The organism is uncultured Marinobacter sp. (assembly GCF_947259545.1).
GTDB lineage: Bacteria > Pseudomonadota > Gammaproteobacteria > Pseudomonadales > Oleiphilaceae > Marinobacter.
In genome coordinates, this window is the sequence record NZ_CAMYMK010000008.1 from 551,277 (window position 1) to 569,153 (window position 17,877).

At 56.1% G+C, this 17,877-nt stretch carries 17 protein-coding genes and 1 tRNA gene; all 18 read left to right on the plus strand.

Annotated features, from left to right (window positions below; translation table 11 throughout):
* Positions 1–30 precede the first annotated feature (30 nt).
* A complete protein-coding gene (frr, locus tag Q0Y21_RS14200) occupies positions 31–588 on the plus strand; it encodes a ribosome recycling factor (protein WP_297796792.1) in 558 nt (185 codons plus the stop codon).
* Between the two features lie 67 nt (positions 589–655).
* Positions 656–1,426 carry a polyprenyl diphosphate synthase gene (gene uppS / locus Q0Y21_RS14205; RefSeq protein ID WP_297796794.1) on the plus strand — a complete coding sequence of 257 codons (771 nt, stop codon included), beginning with the start codon at positions 656–658 and terminating at the stop codon, positions 1,424–1,426.
* A 22-nt stretch (positions 1,427–1,448) separates the two neighbouring features.
* Positions 1,449–2,288 carry a phosphatidate cytidylyltransferase gene (locus Q0Y21_RS14210; protein WP_297796796.1) on the plus strand — a complete coding sequence of 280 codons (840 nt, stop codon included), beginning with the start codon at positions 1,449–1,451 and terminating at the stop codon, positions 2,286–2,288.
* 8 nt (positions 2,289–2,296) lie between these two features.
* Positions 2,297–3,472 (plus strand): 1-deoxy-D-xylulose-5-phosphate reductoisomerase, encoded by a 1,176-nt coding sequence (gene ispC / locus Q0Y21_RS14215; RefSeq protein WP_297796798.1) that lies wholly within the window; start codon positions 2,297–2,299, stop codon positions 3,470–3,472.
* Between the two features lie 48 nt (positions 3,473–3,520).
* Positions 3,521–4,870 (plus strand): RIP metalloprotease RseP, encoded by a 1,350-nt coding sequence (gene rseP, locus Q0Y21_RS14220; RefSeq protein WP_297796801.1) that lies wholly within the window; start codon positions 3,521–3,523, stop codon positions 4,868–4,870.
* A gap of 43 nt (positions 4,871–4,913) precedes the next feature.
* On the plus strand, positions 4,914–7,232 hold the full coding sequence (gene bamA, locus Q0Y21_RS14225) for an outer membrane protein assembly factor BamA (RefSeq protein ID WP_297796803.1): 2,319 nt from the start codon (positions 4,914–4,916) through the stop codon (positions 7,230–7,232).
* A 44-nt stretch (positions 7,233–7,276) separates the two neighbouring features.
* Positions 7,277–7,774 (plus strand): OmpH family outer membrane protein, encoded by a 498-nt coding sequence (locus Q0Y21_RS14230; RefSeq protein WP_297796805.1) that lies wholly within the window; start codon positions 7,277–7,279, stop codon positions 7,772–7,774.
* Positions 7,775–7,837: 63 nt separating this feature from the next.
* Positions 7,838–8,863, plus strand: a complete 1,026-nt coding sequence (gene lpxD, locus Q0Y21_RS14235) for a UDP-3-O-(3-hydroxymyristoyl)glucosamine N-acyltransferase (protein ID WP_297796807.1) — start codon at positions 7,838–7,840, stop codon at positions 8,861–8,863.
* 11 nt (positions 8,864–8,874) lie between these two features.
* Entirely contained in the window at positions 8,875–9,312 is a 438-nt protein-coding gene (fabZ, locus tag Q0Y21_RS14240) for a 3-hydroxyacyl-ACP dehydratase FabZ (RefSeq protein WP_127331619.1), read from the plus strand.
* Entirely contained in the window at positions 9,312–10,103 is a 792-nt protein-coding gene (lpxA, locus tag Q0Y21_RS14245; RefSeq protein ID WP_297796809.1) for an acyl-ACP--UDP-N-acetylglucosamine O-acyltransferase, read from the plus strand. Before fabZ ends, lpxA begins: the two co-directional genes overlap by 1 nt.
* 17 nt (positions 10,104–10,120) lie before the next feature.
* On the plus strand, positions 10,121–11,299 hold the full coding sequence (gene lpxB, locus Q0Y21_RS14250) for a lipid-A-disaccharide synthase (protein WP_297796811.1): 1,179 nt from the start codon (positions 10,121–10,123) through the stop codon (positions 11,297–11,299).
* Positions 11,296–11,973: a ribonuclease HII gene (gene rnhB, locus Q0Y21_RS14255; protein WP_297796813.1), complete on the plus strand. Its 678-nt coding sequence runs from the start codon at positions 11,296–11,298 to the stop codon at positions 11,971–11,973. Before lpxB ends, rnhB begins: the two co-directional genes overlap by 4 nt.
* A 70-nt stretch (positions 11,974–12,043) precedes the next feature.
* Positions 12,044–12,120: transfer RNA gene (locus tag Q0Y21_RS14260), tRNA-Met, on the plus strand.
* Between the two features lie 294 nt (positions 12,121–12,414).
* A complete protein-coding gene (locus Q0Y21_RS14265; RefSeq protein ID WP_297796815.1) occupies positions 12,415–13,485 on the plus strand; it encodes an AraC family transcriptional regulator in 1,071 nt (356 codons plus the stop codon).
* Positions 13,486–13,493: 8 nt separating this feature from the next.
* Positions 13,494–14,306: an SDR family NAD(P)-dependent oxidoreductase gene (locus tag Q0Y21_RS14270; protein WP_297796817.1), complete on the plus strand. Its 813-nt coding sequence runs from the start codon at positions 13,494–13,496 to the stop codon at positions 14,304–14,306.
* A gap of 419 nt (positions 14,307–14,725) precedes the next feature.
* A complete protein-coding gene (locus Q0Y21_RS14275; protein ID WP_297796819.1) occupies positions 14,726–16,057 on the plus strand; it encodes an NADH:flavin oxidoreductase/NADH oxidase family protein in 1,332 nt (443 codons plus the stop codon).
* Positions 16,058–16,130: 73 nt separating this feature from the next.
* Positions 16,131–16,526, plus strand: coding sequence for an HIT family protein (locus Q0Y21_RS14280; protein WP_297796821.1), 396 nt, complete (start codon positions 16,131–16,133; stop codon positions 16,524–16,526).
* On the plus strand, positions 16,523–17,830 hold the full coding sequence (locus Q0Y21_RS14285) for a DUF3883 domain-containing protein (RefSeq protein WP_297796822.1): 1,308 nt from the start codon (positions 16,523–16,525) through the stop codon (positions 17,828–17,830). The genes Q0Y21_RS14280 and Q0Y21_RS14285 overlap by 4 nt, the downstream gene beginning before the upstream one ends.
* Positions 17,831–17,877: the final 47 nt, after the last annotated feature.

Below are 17,877 nucleotides of genomic sequence, written 5' to 3' on the forward strand. Positions count from 1 at the left end.
TGACACGAAAAACGAATTGAGGATGCTCTAGTGATCAACGACATCAAATCCGAAGCTGAGAAGAAAATGCAGAAGAGTGTTGACGCTCTGCACTCAGCCTTCAACAAAATCCGTACCGGTCGTGCCCATCCGGCCATTCTCGACAGCGTCATGGTGAACTACTATGGCCAGGATACGCCGTTGAAACAGGTCGCCAGCGTCAATGTGGAAGACAACCGCACCCTGACCGTGTCACCGTGGGAAAAGAACCTGGTGCCTACCATTGAAAAGGCGATCATGACCTCGGACCTGGGCCTGAACCCTGCAACCAGCGGCGATATCATCCGGGTTCCGATGCCGATGCTGACCGAAGAAACCCGTAAGGAGATGGTCAAGCAGGCGAAAGCCGATGCTGAACACGGTCGTGTGTCCATCCGTAATGCTCGCCGTGACGCCAACTCCATGTTGAAAGACCTGCTGAAAGAAAAGGAAATCAACGAAGACGAAGAGCGCAAGGGCGAGGATGATATCCAGAAACTGACGGATCGCTACATTGCCGACGTCGAAAAGATGCTCAAAGCCAAAGAAGAAGACCTGATGGCTGTCTGATCAGTCTCGGTTTTATTCAGACAAAACGATCAGCCGATGCCGACCCGTCGGCTGTGCAGGGGACTTCATGACGGAAACTGTATCCGCAGAGATTCCGGTGTCGGCTGATAGCCGGCCCCGGCATGTGGCCATTATCATGGATGGTAACAATCGCTGGGCGAAAGAGCGCCAGTTGAAGGGGGTAGCGGGCCATAAGGCGGGCGTGAATGCGGTCAAGTCTGTGGTGGAAACCTGTGCCCGTGAAGGAGTCGAGGTTCTCACCCTGTTTGCCTTCTCCAGTGAGAACTGGCGTCGGCCAAAAGACGAAGTGTCGGCTCTGATGCGTCTCTTCCTGTTCGCCCTGGAGCGGGAGGTCAAAAAACTCCACCGCAATAATATCCGGTTACGGATAATCGGTGACCGGACAGCGTTCAGCCCCGCGTTGCAGGAACACATGGAAAAAGCGGAAGCGCTTACCCGCGATAACACCCTGATGACCTTGGTCATAGCAGCCAATTACGGCGGCCACTGGGACATTACGCAGGCGTCCAGGCAGGTTGCGGAAAAAGTTCGGGCAGGGGAGCTGGAACCGTCGGATATAACCGATGGTTTGATTCAGCAACACCTCTCGATCGGCGATCTGCCCATGCCAGACCTGATGATCCGGACGGCGGGGGAGCAGCGCATCAGCAATTTCATGCTTTGGCACCTGGCATACACCGAGCTGTACTTCTCATCGGTTTACTGGCCCGATTTCCTTGAGGACGAAATGAGGAAAGCGCTAAAGGCCTATGCTGGCCGACAGCGGCGGTTTGGCCAGACTGACGACCAGATTGCCAGTCGCCAGCCGGAACAATAACGACAAGACAGCGAACTCTATTGTGCTAAAAACCAGAATCATAACTGCGCTTATCCTTGCCCCGATCGCTATTGGCGGCATCTTCTTTCTGCCACCGCTTGGCTTCGCCCTGTTTACTGGCGCCATTATCACCATTGGCGCCTGGGAGTGGGCCAACATGTCTGGCGTAACCGCCCCGGTAGCCCGTGTGGCCTATGCCGGCGTGGTCGCTGCTGTGCTGTACGCTTTACTCGACGTTCCCGCTGTTGCCGTACTCTGGCTGGCGGTTGTCTGGTGGATTGCCTGTTTCCTGATGGTACGCAGCTACCCGTCAGGATCCGGTCAGTGGGGGTCATTACCCGTGAGGGCAATCATGGGATTGTTGGTGCTGGTACCGGCGTGGGTCGGGTTAAATCACCTGCGCACCGGCTCTTTCCAGTTTGGCGATGTGGCCAACAATCTGCTCGTTATCCTTTATGTCTTCTGTGTGGTCTGGGTTGCCGATATTGGTGCCTATTTCGCGGGCAGGGCCTTTGGCAAAGCAAAGCTGGCACCGCGGGTCAGCCCGGGTAAGTCCTGGGCGGGTGTCTGGGGTGGTCTGGCCGCAGTAGCGGTCTTTGCGGTCATCGTCAGCCAGTTGGCGTCAGCGCCCATGGATCAGACCCTGCTGTTGGTGATCGCAAGTCTGGTGACCGGTCTGGTGTCTGTGTTGGGAGACCTTCTGGAAAGCATGCTCAAGCGTTTCCGTGGCATCAAGGACAGCAGTCAGTTGCTGCCGGGTCATGGTGGTATCATGGACCGTATCGACAGCCTGACGGCCGCCATTCCGGTGTTTGCGCTGATTATTACCCAACTCGGCTGGCTGGCGGCTGGTAACTGGTGAGCGGTTTTATGCGCCATATAACCATCCTTGGAGCTACAGGGTCCATCGGTTTGAGCACGCTGGATGTGATTCGCCGGCACCCTGACCGATTTCGGGTTCACGCCCTGACTGCCAGCACCCGGGTTGAGGACATGGCGATATTGTGCCGTGAGTTCCAGCCGGTGTATGCCGTCATGGCGGATGCTAACGCTGCTAGCCAGTTGGCGGATGCGATTCCGCAACTTCCGACCACTGTGCTGAGCGGCGAATCGGGGCTTTGCAAGGTGGCCAGTTCCGATGAGGTGGACACGGTTATGGCGGCCATCGTGGGGGCTGCCGGGCTTTCGCCAACGCTCTCTGCGGTTCGGTCGGGCAAGCGCGTGCTGCTGGCCAACAAGGAAGCACTGGTTATGTCCGGCAAGTTGTTCATGGATGCTGTTGCCGAGTCCGGTGCGGAGCTGCTTCCGATCGACAGTGAGCATAACGCGATTTTCCAGTGTATGCCGGCAGATCGAATCCGGGATCCCGATGGCGCCGGCATTACCCGTATCCTGCTCACCGCCTCGGGTGGTCCGTTTCGGGAACACTCTGAAGATGACCTTAAAAACGTCTCCCCGGCACAGGCCTGCGCACACCCTAACTGGTCCATGGGCCAGAAGATCTCCGTGGACTCCGCCACCCTGATGAACAAGGGGCTTGAGCTCATTGAAGCCTGCTGGTTGTTCAATACCGATCCTTCACGGATTGAGGTGCATGTTCACCCCGAAAGCATTATCCATTCGATGGTCGAGTACGCCGATGGGTCGGTTCTGGCACAATTGGGTAGTCCCGACATGCGGACCCCCATTGCCAATGGGCTGGCCTGGCCGGAGCGCATTGATGCCGGAGTGGCGCCGCTGGACCTGTTTTCGATCGGTCGCTTCCACTTCGAGCGGCCCGATATGCACCGGTTTCCCTGCCTGAGGCTGGCAGCAGAAGCGTTTCAGGCTGGCGGGACGGCGCCAGCGGTGTTGAATGCCGCCAATGAGGAGGCGGTCGCGGCTTTTTTGGCGGGCGGCCTTTGCTTTACCGATATCCCCGTTATTATAGAGCGCACCATGACGGCGACCGAGGTGGTGTCTGCCGACAGTTTTGAAACCATATTCGCTAAAGATGCGGAAGCCCGCGAGTTCGCCCGGGAACAGATACGATTGCTGACTGTCTGATTTATCGTCATCGGATTGTCGGAATGACTGCCAACTATTGAGAGCGCTATGCAACTAGTTCAAACCGTTCTGGCACTGGCTCTGACACTGGGCATACTGGTGACCCTCCATGAGTATGGCCATTTCTGGGTAGCCAGGCGCTGTGGGGTCAAGGTACTTCGTTTTTCCGTTGGTTTCGGGAAGCCGATGTTTTCCTGGTATGACCGTCACGGCACTGAATTTGCGATTGCCGCCATCCCGCTCGGCGGCTACGTCAAAATGCTGGATGCCCGTGAAGGGCCGGTTCCTGAAGAGCTTCGTCATCAGGAATTTACCTCCAAGCCTCCGTCACAACGGATTGCTATTGCCGCTGCCGGACCGGTGGCAAATTTCCTTTTTGCCATCGCAGCTTACTGGCTGCTGAGTGTGGTCGGTTTTACGACCGTGGCGCCCATCGTTGGCGATGTGGAGCCGGACAGTGTTGCAGAGCGCATGGGCCTTGTTGAAGGCATGGAGATCCACGAAGTGGATGGTCGCAGGGTGACCTCCTGGCGGGACATCAACATGCGTTTGCTCGAGCGGGCAGGTGAGCATGGCAATGTGGTTCTGACTGTCAGTGACAGTGGCAGCCGCGGAGAGCTGTCTGCTTCGCTCGATGGCTGGCGTCTCAGAGACGATAATCCCAATCCCCTGGGTGAATTCGGAATTCAGCCCTGGCGCCCCTCAATTCCTGCTGTGGTGGACGAAATCAGCGGGGGTGGTGCTGCAGAATCTGCCGGCCTGAAATCCGGAGATCGGGTCGTTGCTGTGGACGGGGAGCCTGTTGCGGACTGGTTTGAGCTGGTGGATATCATCCGGAGTTCCCCGGGAGCGTCGCTGGCGGTAACCATTGAGCGTCAGGGCGAGCGCCTGGACCTCCGGGTAACGCCGGCATCGAAAACCACCGACAGCGGTGAGGAGATTGGCTTTGTCGGAGCTGGTGTTGCTCAGGTAAGCTGGCCCGACGAAGTGCTGCGGGACGTGAGGTTCGGTCCCATCGCAGCGGTGCCGAATGCCATCAGTGAAACCTGGGCGGATACCCGTCTGACGCTGGTTGCTATCAAAAAGATGGTAACCGGGCTGTTGTCACCCACCAATCTCAGCGGTCCGATTACCATTGCCCGGGTCGCTGAAGCCAGTGTCAGCTCCGGCTTCGAAGATTTTGTCCGCTTCCTGGCTTACCTGAGCGTGAGTCTGGGGGTGCTGAACCTGCTGCCGATACCGATTCTTGATGGTGGTCACATTGTTTATTACACCATCGAGGCCATCCGCCGTAAGCCGCTTTCCGAGCAGGTTCAGGCGCTTGGATTACGAATTGGTATGGCATTGATTCTCACATTAATGGTGTTTGCTCTTTACAACGACCTGATGCGGTTGTGAGAATTGCGGGCTCCTTACGCGCATTAACAGGCGAAATGACTGAATGAGACGTTCTCTTCTAGGTGTAGCCATAGGTCTGGCAATTGCCGGCATAGGCATGAGTTCAGCGCACGCTGACGAATTCACGGTTTCCGATATTGAGGTAGAGGGGCTACAGCGGGTATCCGCAGGTACCGTATTTTCTTCCTTTCCCGTCGGTATTGGGGAGCCGGTGGATGAAGCCGAGCTTGCGGGGGCGATTAAGGACCTGTTCCGTACCGGGCTGTTCACGGATATTGACGCAAGCCGGGACGGTGGCGTTCTCATCCTGACCGTTCGCGAGCGGCCTTCCATCACTTCCATTGAGATTGAAGGCAACAAGAAGATCGAAACGGATATGCTCATGGATGCGCTGGCGGGAGCAGGGCTCGAGGAGGGCCAGGTATTTCGCCGGGCGACCCTGGAGCGCCTTGAGCTTGAGATCCTTCGATCCTATATCAGTCAGGGCCGTTACAATGCCCGGGTGAAGGCCACTGCAGAGGAATTGCCCCGCAATCGGGTTGCTATCAAACTGGTGATCAATGAAGGGAATGTGGCGGCCATCCAGCACATCAACATCATAGGCAATGAGAACTTCAATGATGAGGAATTGCTGGATTTGTTCGAGCTCAGAACAAGTAGCTGGTGGAATTCCATTACCAATGCTGACAAGTACGCGCGTGAGCGGCTCAGCGGCGATCTGGAGTCTCTGAGGTCGTTTTACCTGGACCGGGGTTACCTGGACTTTAACGTGGAGTCCAGTCAGGTATCGATTTCACCGGACAAGAAGCAGGTATTTATTGCGATCGCGCTTAATGAAGGTTCTCAGTACACCGTGTCAGACGTCCAGCTTCGGGGCGAACTGATCGTCGACGAGGATGAACTGCGTAAGCTCATTCCCATCGAAGAGGGCGACATTTTCTCCCGTTCCACCGTGACGGCTGTGTCCGAGCGCCTGTCTCGTCGTCTGGGACGTGAAGGGTACGCATTCGCTAACGTCAACGCCGTGCCTGAGCCTGCCGAGGACAATACCGCGTCGGTAACGTTCTATGTAGAGCCCGGGAAGCGTGCTTACGTCCGTCGGGTTAACTTTGAAGGTAACGTATCGACCCGCGATGAGGTCCTGCGACAGGAAATGACGCAGATGGAAGGCGGAGTGGCCTCCACTGATCGCATTGAGTTCTCCAAGACCAAGCTGGAGCGGCTGGGTTTTTTCCAGACAGTAGACGTTGAGACAGTCCCGGTTCCCGGCACCGATGACATGGTGGATGTAAACTATTCCGTCGTCGAGCAGCCCACCGGTAGTCTTTCTGCCTCGATTGGTTTCTCTCAGGCCTCAGGCGTGATATTGGGCGCCAATGTGTCGGAGAATAACTTCTTCGGCAGTGGCAAGCGGGTGTCCTTTGGCGTTAACGTCAGTGACTCCATCAAAAGTGCAAACTTCTCTTATACCGATCCGTACTACACGGTGGATGGCGTCAGCCGGGGCTTCAGTTTGTTTGCCCGTGAAACGGACTTTGAAGAGCAGGATATTTCCTCCTACCTGCTGGACGAATACGGTGGCCGCCTGAGTTTCGGGTATCCGACCGACAGCATTACCCGTCTGAATTTCGGCGTTGGCTACACCCTGTCCAAGCTCAAGGGTGGTGTATTTACCTCGGAAGAGGTCCGGGAGTTCATCGAAGAGGAAGGTAGTGATTTCAATAACTATTTCCTGTTTGGCTCCTGGCGTCGCAGCACCCTGAACCGCGGTGTCTTGCCCACCGATGGCTATAGTCATTCACTGTCTGCCGATATAGCCGTGCCCGGCAGTGACCTGACTTTCTACAAGCTAAGCCATAAAACCGACTTCTATCAGCCGCTCAATGAGAGGCAGACCTGGGTGCTGCGCGGACGCACCGAGGTGGGGTATGGTGATGGCTACGATGGCCGCGATGTTATGCCGTTCTACGAACACTTCTACGCCGGTGGTTATGGTTCGGTCCGTGGTTACGAAGCCAATTCCCTGGGGCCGCGGGCGACAAACAGCCCCAATGATCTGTCTGATCCTGACCCGTTCGGTGGTAGTGTCCTGACTGAAGGCAGCCTGGAATTGATCTTCCCGACACCGTTTGCCGGGGACAGCCGCTCCATGCGCACGGCATTCTTTGTGGATGCGGGTCAGGTATTTGATCCGGATCGGGACTTTGATCCTGCCGCGGACGAGTTGCGGTTGTCGGCAGGCGTAGGGTTCCAGTGGATCACCGCCGTTGGTCCCCTGGCTTTCAGTCTGGCCAAGCCGTTGAACGATAAGAGTGGTGACGATACACAGGTCTTCCAGTTCTCACTGGGACAGACCTTCTGATCAGCGGACGATGTAGAAAAACAAAGAAACAGAGGAGAAAACCCATGTTCCGATTTGCAGCAATGGTCGCCATGTTGGCGGTGGTTGTGGCTTTTCCTGTAGCGGCTGAAACTCGTATAGGTGTTGTCGATCTTCGCCAGGCCCTGTTTTCTTCTAACGAGGCAAAAGCTTTCAGCGAAAACCTTCAGCGGGATTTCTCCGATGATGAGGCTGAGGTTCGTCGTGCCCAGGAAGAGGCGAGGAAGCTTAAGGATCGTCTCGAGAAGGATGGCGCGATGATGAACGAATCCGAGCGCAGCAAGCTGGCGACAGAATTCCAGGAAAAGGTAAAGGAATTCAATTTCCTGAAGCAGCGTCTGGACTCCACCGTAGCCAGCCGTAAACAGTCTTTCGTTGAGAATGCCCGCCCTGAAGTAGATGCCGCTGTTCAGGAACTTGTTGAAGAAAATGATCTTGATGTGATTCTCCCCAGCGAGGCCGTGATCTACGTGAAGCAGGAAATGAACCTGACAGATGAGCTGTTGGATAAGCTGAACCGCTGATCAGGCCTGGCTTCGGCCCGGCATCAACGACAGGCCGGGCGGCCTTACCTTGTGGAGTAAGTGATGACACAGAGTTGCTACCGGTTGGGGGAGATCGCTGCCGAACTTGGGGCGGAGCTCCGGGGAGATCCGGATACCATTATTCATGGCGTGGCTACGTTACAGGCCGCTACCGACGGGCAGATTACGTTCCTGGCCAATCCCTCCTACGGCCGCTATCTGAAAGAAACACAGGCATCGGCCGTTATCCTTTCACCTTCGGCAGCGGGCGATTCTCCGACCAATGTCCTGTTACTGGACAATCCCTATCTTGGGTATGCTCGCCTCAGCCACTGGTTCGATCCCGCGCCTCGTCCGCAGCCTGGCATCCATCCGTCTGCGATTGTGGATCCGTCTTCCAGGATTTCCGAAACGGCGTCCGTTGGTCCCCAGGTAGTGATCGAAGCGGAAGCTGAGATTGGCGATCATGTTGTTATCGGTGCCGGCTCCATCATAGGGGCCCGTTCTCGCATAGGCAGTCAGACGGTTTTACGCCCCCGGGTAACCCTGGCTCACGATATTGTCGTGGGACAGCGTTGCCATATTCTCAGTGGTGCGGTGATTGGCTCTGATGGCTTCGGGTTTGCGAATGAGAAGGGCGCCTGGCATCGCATTGCCCAGATCGGCAAAGTGGTTCTGGGCGACGACGTGGAGGTCGGCGCTAACACCACCATTGATCGGGGTGCCCTGGATGACACGGTGATTGGCAATGGTGTCAAACTGGATAACCTGATCCAGATCGCCCATAACGTAACCATAGGTGATCACAGTGCCATGGCTGCCATGGTCGGGATTGCAGGCAGTACCCGAATCGGCCGGCACTGTGTATTCGGCGGCGCATCCGGTGTTGCCGGTCACCTGGAGATTGCAGACCAGGTACACCTGACGGGCATGACCCTGGTTACGGGCGATATCCGGGAACCGGGTGTGTACTCTTCGGGTACCAGCGCAGAAAAGAATCGCCAGTGGCGCAAAAACGCAGTTCGCTTTCGGCAGCTGGACGCTATGGCGCGAAAGCTTAAAGAACTGGAAAAGAAATCAGAAGGCTGAGGCCGATAAAGATGATGTATATTGAAGAAATTTTGGAATATTTGCCCCACAGATACCCGTTTCTGCTGGTGGATCGGGTCACCGAAATCGAGAAGGGTAAATCCATTAAGGGATATAAAAACATTTCCTTCAACGAACCATTCTTTACGGGCCATTTTCCAAACAAGCCAATCATGCCCGGAGTGCTGATAATAGAGGCGATGGCGCAGCTTTCAGGGGTTCTGGGTTTTGTGACCGTTGAACGGAAACCCTCGGATGGCGTGGTACAATATCTGGCTGGGTCCAGTAAGGTGCGTTTCAAGCGCCCCGTGGTGCCGGGAGACAGATTGTGCATGGAATCCACCTTTATCTCTGGCAAACGCGGAATCTGGAAATTTGAGTGTCGGGCACTGGTCGACGGTGAAGTCGTCTGCGTGGCCGATATATTGACCGCTGAGAGAGAAGTTTGATGGCGACAAATGACTGGTCGGGTGTCCATCCTCAAGCGATTGTAGACCCATCAGCCAGACTGGCGGACAACGTGACCGTTGGTCCGTGGAGCTACATCGGCCCCGATGTGGAAATAGGAGAGGGAACCGAAATCCTCTCCCATGTGGTGGTAAAAGGGCCAACGGTTATTGGCCGCAACAACCGCATATTCCAGTTCTCCAGTATTGGAGAAGAGTGTCAGGACAAGAAATACGCCGGCGAGCCGACCACACTGGTGATCGGTGATGACAACGTGATCCGTGAAAACTGTACGATTCATCGTGGCACTGTCCAGGATCGTGGTGAGACACGGATCGGCAGCGGCAACCTTTTAATGGCCTATGTTCATGTGGCTCATGACTGCACGGTTGGCGACAACACGATTCTCGCCAACTGCGCGACCCTGGCCGGACACGTCACCGTTGGTGACTGGGCGATCCTTGGTGGTGGCACCATGGTTCACCAGTTCTGTCACATTGGCCCTCACAGCATGGCGGCCGGTGGCAGTATTGTCCTCAAGGATATCCCGGCGTATGTCATGGCCAGCGGCCAGTCCGCTGCGCCTCACGGCATGAACGTGGAAGGCCTTCGCCGCCGAGGGTTCAGCAAGGAAGTGCTGCTGACCTTGCGCCGGGCGTATAAGGTTATCTACCGCCAGGGCCTGACCACCGAACAGGCTGTGGAAGAGCTGGAAAAGTCCTACCCCGATGTGGACGAGCTGCGTCCGCTCCTTGACTCTCTTCGTGGTGCACACCGCGGCATCATTCGATAGTCGGCCCTGGAGCGGTGATGGACCATCCCACCCCCAGGGTTATTAGCGACCGCCGCATCACATTTGGCATTGTGGCGGGCGAGGCATCGGGAGACATACTCGGTGCCGGCCTGATCCATGCGCTGCGTGCCAGATACCCTCGCGCCCGTTTTGTCGGTATCGGCGGGGAAGAGATGGAAGCGGCCGGTTTCCATTCCCTGGTTCCGATGGAGCGGTTGTCGGTGATGGGGCTGGTGGAAGTGCTTGGCCGCATTCGCGAACTGTTCAGCATTCGCGCCCGCCTGATGGACTATTTCCTGACCACGCCACCGGATGTGGTCATCGGTATCGATTCCCCGGATTTCACCCTCGGTGTTGAACGCCGCTGCCGCGATGCCGGCATTCCAACGGTCCACTACGTCAGCCCCTCGGTCTGGGCGTGGCGCCAGAAGCGAATCTTCAAGATCGCAAAATCCGTGAACCTGATGTTGACCCTGTTCCCCTTCGAGGCCCGTTTCTACGAAGAGCACGATGTACCGGTGGCGTTTGTCGGGCACCCGTTGGCGAATCGCATACCGATGGAACCGGACACCGCAGGTGCCCGGCAGGCCCTCGGGCTGGATGAGAACAAGCCGGTGCTGGCGATATTGCCGGGCAGTCGCAGTGGCGAAGTGGAACGCCTCGGTAGCCTGTTTCTGGCTGCGGCGCGCTGGATACAGGAGTCCCGTCCGGATCTGCAGCTGGTGATTCCCTGTGTGAACCGTGACCGTGAAAAGCAGGTGCGCGGGCTGGTGGAGTCCCTGGAAGTGGCATTGCCGGTCACCATCGTAAGAGGGCGCTCCCGTGAGGTGATGGCGGCCTCCGACGTGGTGCTGTTGGCATCGGGAACAGCCACGCTTGAAGCCATGCTGCTGAAAAAGCCGATGGTGGTCGGCTATCGGCTGAGCAATGTCAGTTACAAGCTGCTATCGCGCCTCGTCAAGGTGCCCCATGTCGCACTTCCCAATCTGTTGGCCCGTAAGCCACTGGTGCCGGAATTGCTTCAGGACGACGCCACCCCCGAGGCTCTGGGCGCCGCCGTGCTCGAGCGCCTGGAGAACGAGGACGAGCGAACCCGTCTGACCGAGGCGTTCACCGAGTTGCACCTGCAACTCCGCCAGAATGCGGATGAGCGAGCGGCGGACGCTATCTCTGAACTGCTGGAGCGATCGTCTTGAGCAAGTCGCCATTACCTCCGTTCCACTGCCATTACTCCGGTTCGCGCCTGGCGGGTGTCGACGAAGTCGGCCGGGGCCCATTAATCGGAGCGGTTGTAACCGCGGCAGTGATACTGGATCCCGAACGCCCGATAGCGGGGCTCGCTGACTCCAAAAAGCTGACAGAAAAGCGCAGGGAAGCTCTGTACGAAGAAATCTTGGAGAAGGCCGCCGCCTGGAGTCTCGGGCGTGCCGAGGCGGATGAGATTGATCGCGTGAACATCTACCAGGCAACCATGGTGGCGATGGAAAGGGCGGTCTCCGGCCTGTCTGTGGAGCCAGAATATGTGCTCGTCGACGGAAACCGTTGCCCGAAATGGCGCTGGCCTTCGGAGCCGGTCGTTAAAGGCGATTCGCGCGTCGAAGCCATCAGCGCGGCATCCATCATTGCAAAAGTGGTTCGTGACCGTGAAATGGCCGAACTGGATAAGCAGTTCCCCGGTTACGAGCTTGCCAGGCACAAAGGCTATCCCACGCCAGTTCACCTGGAGGCATTGAATCGCCTGGGGGCCACCGTTCACCACAGACGTTCGTTCCGTCCCGTGCAGGAGGCAATCGATAAGGTGGGCATGTATGAGCAGGCACCGCAGGAGAGTCTGACGTATCCGAGTGACCTGTTTGAAAATATCGATTGACAGGCATAGGGCGAATCCTTAAGATACGCGCACGTTGATTCGGGGGTTCCCCGATAAACAACCAGTTTGATGCGGGGTGGAGCAGTCTGGTAGCTCGTCGGGCTCATAACCCGAAGGTCGTAGGTTCGAATCCTGCCCCCGCTACCACATAAAAGAAAGGCAGATCAGTACTTACTGGTCTGCCTTTTTTGCGTTTGGGGTGGCAGAAATTCTTCTCGACACAGCACCACAGGTGGCTTCGAGGTCTGTTGCTGGATCACGGAGGTTATTCGTGTGGCCTTCAGCCTGGGCAGATGCATTCCTAAATATGTCCTAAAATGTTTATTGGTGGTCCCAAGATGTGATGGGCAGCTTGCCTGCCGGTCCAGTATTGTGGGCAGACTAACTAAAACGATCTGACTCCAATCCGGGTCTTTCATGATTGGGAAGAGCGGTCACGGTATGCAATCAGACTCCCAGAGCGGTGGCGTAAACGACGACGGGGCTTTCGTCCTGTCCGGCCTTCTGCAGCATCTTCTGACCCTGGCCGAGCAGTTCGGATTAACGTACAGCAGCATATTAAATGAGACCGGGCTGCGCCCTGAGTACCTGATTGATCCAAACCAGATGGTGCCAATGCGGTACCTTGAATCCGTACTTAATGCGGGTGTGAAGCATACCGGTGATGATCTCCTTGGGCTTCACCTATCTGAGTTCTCTCAGCCCGAAAGTTTTGGCGTGGCGGGCTATATAGTGAGGGCCTGTGGAACGCTTCGCGAAGTGATTGAGATGTGCATGCGGTATGAGCATCTGGTGAGCAACGTTGGAAGCACCTCGTTTGAATTCAATCCCGGACAAGTTGCCTGGACCTGGAATTTAGCCACGACCAATCCAGAGTTTCGGTCGCAAGCGGTTGACTACATGCTTGGTAGTCTCGCCACAGTGAGAGTACACCTGCCAAACATAAGGCATTGGGATTTTGATTGCGTGCTCCTCCAGCATGGGGCACCAAAAACTGCTCACCAACTCAGAGAATATGAGCGGGTATTTCGTTGTCCGGTGCATTTTAACCAGCCGATGAACGCGCTGGTCTTTCCGATCGCCCACCTGGATGCACCGCTGCTGCACTCCAACAGTGCAATGCGAGATGTTCTCGAGAATCATGCCCGCTTCCTGGAAAGCAAACAAACAGAGCCCGATTTTTTAGGGAATGCCCGCTCAATTCTGAAAACGATGGTTATGCGAGGAAAGCCCTCCAGATCCGAGTTGGCAAATGCCTTGGGTATGAGCAGCCGTCACCTTTTACGTCGATTGAACGTTGAGGGCACCAGTTATCGGGCGTTGTTGGACGAATTACGTGAGGAGATGGCAAGGAAGCTTCTTCTGGAAAGCAATGAGAGTATCGAAGCTATTGCGCATCGTCTGCAGTACACCGAAAGCCAGTCTTTTATAAGGTGGTTCAAGGCCTGTCATGGGATGACTCCTTCCCAGTTCAGACAGCAAGCAGCCAATCGAGACAATAAAGAGAGGTAATGAAAGGTATGGACTGGAATCAGAGGCAGGTATTGGTAACCGGCGGTGGCAGTGGCATTGGCCGGGAAATGGTCATCATGTTTCACGCGATGGGGGCAAAAGTTGCAACCGCGACCCTGGACCCGGATGAACTTGAGTCATTGCAAGCAGAATTGGGTAATGGCCCCGGTGAATTCATTCCCATCCAGATGGACCTTACGACAGACGACGCTGTTGAAACGTTGATGCAGCAACTTGATGACCAGGGATTCAGCGTAGAAGTGCTCGTGAACAATGCCGGGACTGGCTTGCTGGGCAACCACACGGAACTCGACACAAAGAGCGTGCGCAAAGCCCTGACTCTCAACATTCAGGTTGTCACCGAGTTGGTGGCAGTGGTTGCCAGGCGGATGATAGAGGAAGGAGTGCAGGGGCACATTCTCAATGTCGCCTCCATTGGTGGTTATGTGCCCGTCCCGAAACTGGCCGCCTACGCCGGTAGTAAACACTATGTGATTGCCTTTACTCACGCCTTGGCCGATGAACTGGCTCCTCATGGGATCTATGTAGGAATGCTATGCCCCGGAATAACCCGCACCAAGATATACGACGCCATGGGGCTATCGTCAGAACAGCATAGCCGTGGATCCATCAGCTCTCTTGCTGACCTGGTTGCGATGGATGCAGCACAAGTTGCCGAGTGCGGAATTCGGGCAATTGAGAGAAAGCAGCGGGTGGCGCTGCCCGGATTGAATAAGCTGGTTCCGGTTTCCTCCCTGTTCCCCCAGCAGTTTGTCTCGCGGATTCTTCAAGGGGTTGTTGGTAACCGATCCGCCCGTTAATTACCCTTATTTTGAAAGCCATGCTACTCCGACTTTTGACGTGGGAACCGGCCTGGACGGAATTTCCCAAAAGTCCGAGTGCTGTTAAACAACCGCTATGTTCTTCAGGGTTTTTGGGACTTCCACAACGACAAGCACATTTGAGAGGAATGGGGAGGCCAGTCGAGAGGGCGAGGGTTGCTGCGCAGACGGCTTTTGGCAAGTAGGATACCCCGCCGGTATTGGGCATTGCTTTGAACGGAATCTATACCCTTTGCAAACAGCTGATGCATAGAGGGGCTACCTGGACAGTTCCGTCAACCGGGACCAGCTGCGGGATTGTGTCGCGCTCATGGAGAAGCTTGTGCCGGCTATTGTGCGAATTCCTCTAACGAATCATGATTCGGAAATCGAAAAATCAACAAGAATCAGGATACCTCATGCTCCAATCCCCTCTGGACCAGCCCCTGAAACTCCCCTGCGGCGCTGTCTTACCCAACCGAATCGCCAAGGCCGCTATGACCGAAGGGCTGTCCGATGCTCACTTGCACGCCACCCTCCGGCATGAAACGCTCTATCGGCGCTGGTCTGATGGCGGTGCAGGGTTGCTGATCACCGGCAACGTGATGATTGACCGCAGGGTGCTGGAACGACCGGGTAATGTGGCCATTGATCCTGCACCGTCGGAGGGCGAGCCTGAGGGTATGGCGCAACTGCGGGCCTGGGCCAAAGCCGGTACCCGCAATGGCAACCATTTGTGGATGCAGATTTCCCATGCCGGCCGCCAGTCGCCGCGCTATGTCACTTCGCGGCCGATGGGGCCCTCGGCGGTTCAGCTGTCACTCATGGGCAACTATGCCCGCCCGCGGGCGCTGACGGAGCTGGAGATCCTGGACTTCATCCAGCGCTTTGCCAATGTTGCCCGGATTGCCAGGGATGCCGGCTTCACCGGTGTTCAGGTTCATGGGGCCCATGGTTATCTGTTGTCTTCCTTTCTGTCTCCGGTGACGAATCAGCGGACGGATCGCTGGGGCGGGGCTCTGGAGAATCGTGCCCGTTTCCTGCTGGAAGTAGTTCGTGCGACCCGCGCGGCCGTGGGGCCGGAGTTTCCGGTGGCGGTCAAACTCAATTCCGACGATTTCCGCAAGGGCGGGTTCACCCTGGACGAGAGTGTGAAGGTGGTCCGCTGGCTCAATGAAGAGGGGATTGATCTGCTGGAGGTTTCTGGCGGCACCTACGAACAGCCGCGGCTGCTTGGTTACACCGGTGATGCGGACACCGCGAGCGAGGGGCCGGCCATGCGGGAAAGCACCCGCAAGCGGGAGGCCTATTTTCTGGATTATGCCCAGAAGATTCGTGAAGTCTGCGATTGCCCGCTGATGGTCACCGGCGGATTTCGCACGCGGGCTTTTATGGAAGAGGTAGTCGCCAACGGTGAGACCGATGTGATCGGCCTGGGCCGCCCGCTCTGCACGGACCCGGACACGCCCAGGGATCTGCTCGAGGGGCGCATCGACAAGACCGTCTGCCATGAGGATCACATCAAGCTCGCCCAGAGTGGGTTTTTCTCACCGGCCAGCCCGCTGATGCCGCTGAAAGTGATCAACGTGCTGGGTGGCCAAGCCTGGTACTACCAACAGATTTTCCGGCTGGCAGACAACGAACAGGCCGATCCGGATCTCGGTCTCCTGAAAGCCGTCGGCGCCTACATGAAGGATGAACTCAGCCGGGCCCGGCGGGTGAAAAAGTCCCACCGACAACGCAGGGGCTGAATTCTGGTCTAAGATTTTGACGAGCATAGCTCAACACATCAGGAAACTTTGGATCCATAGGCGGAAGCTTGCAATGAAAAAGAACTGCCCATTTTGCGTCGTCAATGAAGGATCAGAACATGGTTCAATGCCGTCCAATGGGTTGGCTCATATTCGCCTGGATGGCTTTCCGGTTTCTCAGGGCCATTTGTTGATCGTCCCCAATCGGCATGCCGCGGACTGGTTTGACCTTACCTCGGCTGAACAACAAGCCATTATGGAGTTGGTCGAGCAAGGCAAGCAGTGGATTGAAGAGCGTTACCAGCCTGATGGCTACAATATTGGTATGAACTGTGGAGCGGCGGCAGGGCAGACGGTCTTGCACATGCATTGTCATTTGATACCGAGGTATGCAGGCGATCAGCAAGATCCTCGTGGTGGCGTGCGATGGGTCATCCCGGAGAAAGCGGATTACTGGAGTGGCCGGTGAGTTTGCTTGATTATGAGAAGCGCTTTTCAACGCTTCGAATGAACAGAGGGAGTACTAATAAGAGCCCTCACAAAGTGGCCATGTTGCAGGCGGTCATGGATCTCGTAGAGTCGGGCGAAGTTACGAACAACCGGTTTTATCTTGACGATGATCTCAAGCGCCATTTCAGCGAGCGTTTTCAGGCATTGGCATCTCCTTCGGACCGGAACAACCCCCATTTACCGTTTTTCCACCTGCGGAGTGAGGGGTTTTGGCACCACAAAATCAGACCCGGTCAACAAGAACCATATCAAAAACTGACAACGGCGACATCGCAAGGGGTCATCGATGCCCACATCGATCATTCGTTTCTGGACGATGAGCTGTTTGAACTGCTGGGTAACCAGATTGCGCGCGAGCTTCTGCGGTCCGCACTGTTAACTAGCCTTGATGAAAAGTCGATTCGTGACCTTCTTCAGCCGGAACATGGTGGTTGGGACTGGTTGGAATGCGAGTTTTTAGTCAATGATTACGTGACGATGCTGGAGAAACATCTCGTCGGAGCCTCCTACAGCAAAGCGGCGCATCGCAGGGCGCTGCAGCCCCGCTTGAATAATCGCTCCGAGGGATCGATCGAATACAAACACCAGAATGTCAGTGCTGTATTACTGGAGTTGGGCCTACCCTACATCCCCGGCTACAAACCCGCTTTCAACTATCAGTACCAGCTCAAACAGGTGGTTCTGTCTTATCTTGCTGGCCATCAGAAGGTCGTCGACGACGTAAATCTCGTTGCCGATAAGGTTGTTAATGAGCCGGAAAATCAGGATTGGGCCTGGGATGCGGTGTTTGATCCAGAACCGCCAGAGCGCATTCCTCATGTCGCCGAGGGCAGGCCCAATTACTTGGCGACACGTATCGACTTCTCAGAGCGTGAGCGTCGCAATCGCCAGTTGGGGGAGCGCGCTGAGGAATTCGTTCTTCGTATGGAACGGCAGAGGCTTACAGCTCTGGGGCGGCCGGACCTGGCGGCAGAGGTTGAATGGTCGAGCAAGGACCGGGGCGATGGGTTGGGTTTCGATATCCGGTCTTTTGATGCCTCGAGGGATCAAGAGCGCTTCTTGGAGGTTAAGGCGACCAACTCTGGCAAGTATCTGCCATTTTTCATCAGCGAGAACGAGCGGGCATTCTCCAATGACTTCTCAGACGCGTTTCGCCTGTATCGGGTTTACGAATTTACCACGGCTCCGAAATTTTTCATCTTGCCTGGGGCGATTGAACAGCATGTGCAGTTGTTGCCCCAAAACTACCGAGCGCGGTTTTGATAGGGTCGAAATCACTAACCAGAAAAAGCCAGAAGACGAAGCTGCGT

Coding starts and splice junctions, on each gene's coding strand:
- uppS (WP_297796794.1), top strand. CDS start 656: ATGACGGAAACTGTATCCGCAGAGATTCCGGTGTCGGCTGATAGCCGG.
- ispC (WP_297796798.1), top strand. CDS start 2,297: ATGCGCCATATAACCATCCTTGGAGCTACAGGGTCCATCGGTTTGAGC.
- rseP (WP_297796801.1), top strand. CDS start 3,521: ATGCAACTAGTTCAAACCGTTCTGGCACTGGCTCTGACACTGGGCATA.
- bamA (WP_297796803.1), top strand. CDS start 4,914: ATGAGACGTTCTCTTCTAGGTGTAGCCATAGGTCTGGCAATTGCCGGC.
- Q0Y21_RS14230 (WP_297796805.1), top strand. CDS start 7,277: ATGTTCCGATTTGCAGCAATGGTCGCCATGTTGGCGGTGGTTGTGGCT.
- lpxD (WP_297796807.1), top strand. CDS start 7,838: ATGACACAGAGTTGCTACCGGTTGGGGGAGATCGCTGCCGAACTTGGG.
- fabZ (WP_127331619.1), top strand. CDS start 8,875: ATGATGTATATTGAAGAAATTTTGGAATATTTGCCCCACAGATACCCG.
- lpxA (WP_297796809.1), top strand. CDS start 9,312: ATGGCGACAAATGACTGGTCGGGTGTCCATCCTCAAGCGATTGTAGAC.
- lpxB (WP_297796811.1), top strand. CDS start 10,121: ATGGACCATCCCACCCCCAGGGTTATTAGCGACCGCCGCATCACATTT.
- Q0Y21_RS14265 (WP_297796815.1), top strand. CDS start 12,415: ATGCAATCAGACTCCCAGAGCGGTGGCGTAAACGACGACGGGGCTTTC.
- Q0Y21_RS14270 (WP_297796817.1), top strand. CDS start 13,494: ATGGACTGGAATCAGAGGCAGGTATTGGTAACCGGCGGTGGCAGTGGC.
- Q0Y21_RS14275 (WP_297796819.1), top strand. CDS start 14,726: ATGCTCCAATCCCCTCTGGACCAGCCCCTGAAACTCCCCTGCGGCGCT.
- Q0Y21_RS14280 (WP_297796821.1), top strand. CDS start 16,131: ATGAAAAAGAACTGCCCATTTTGCGTCGTCAATGAAGGATCAGAACAT.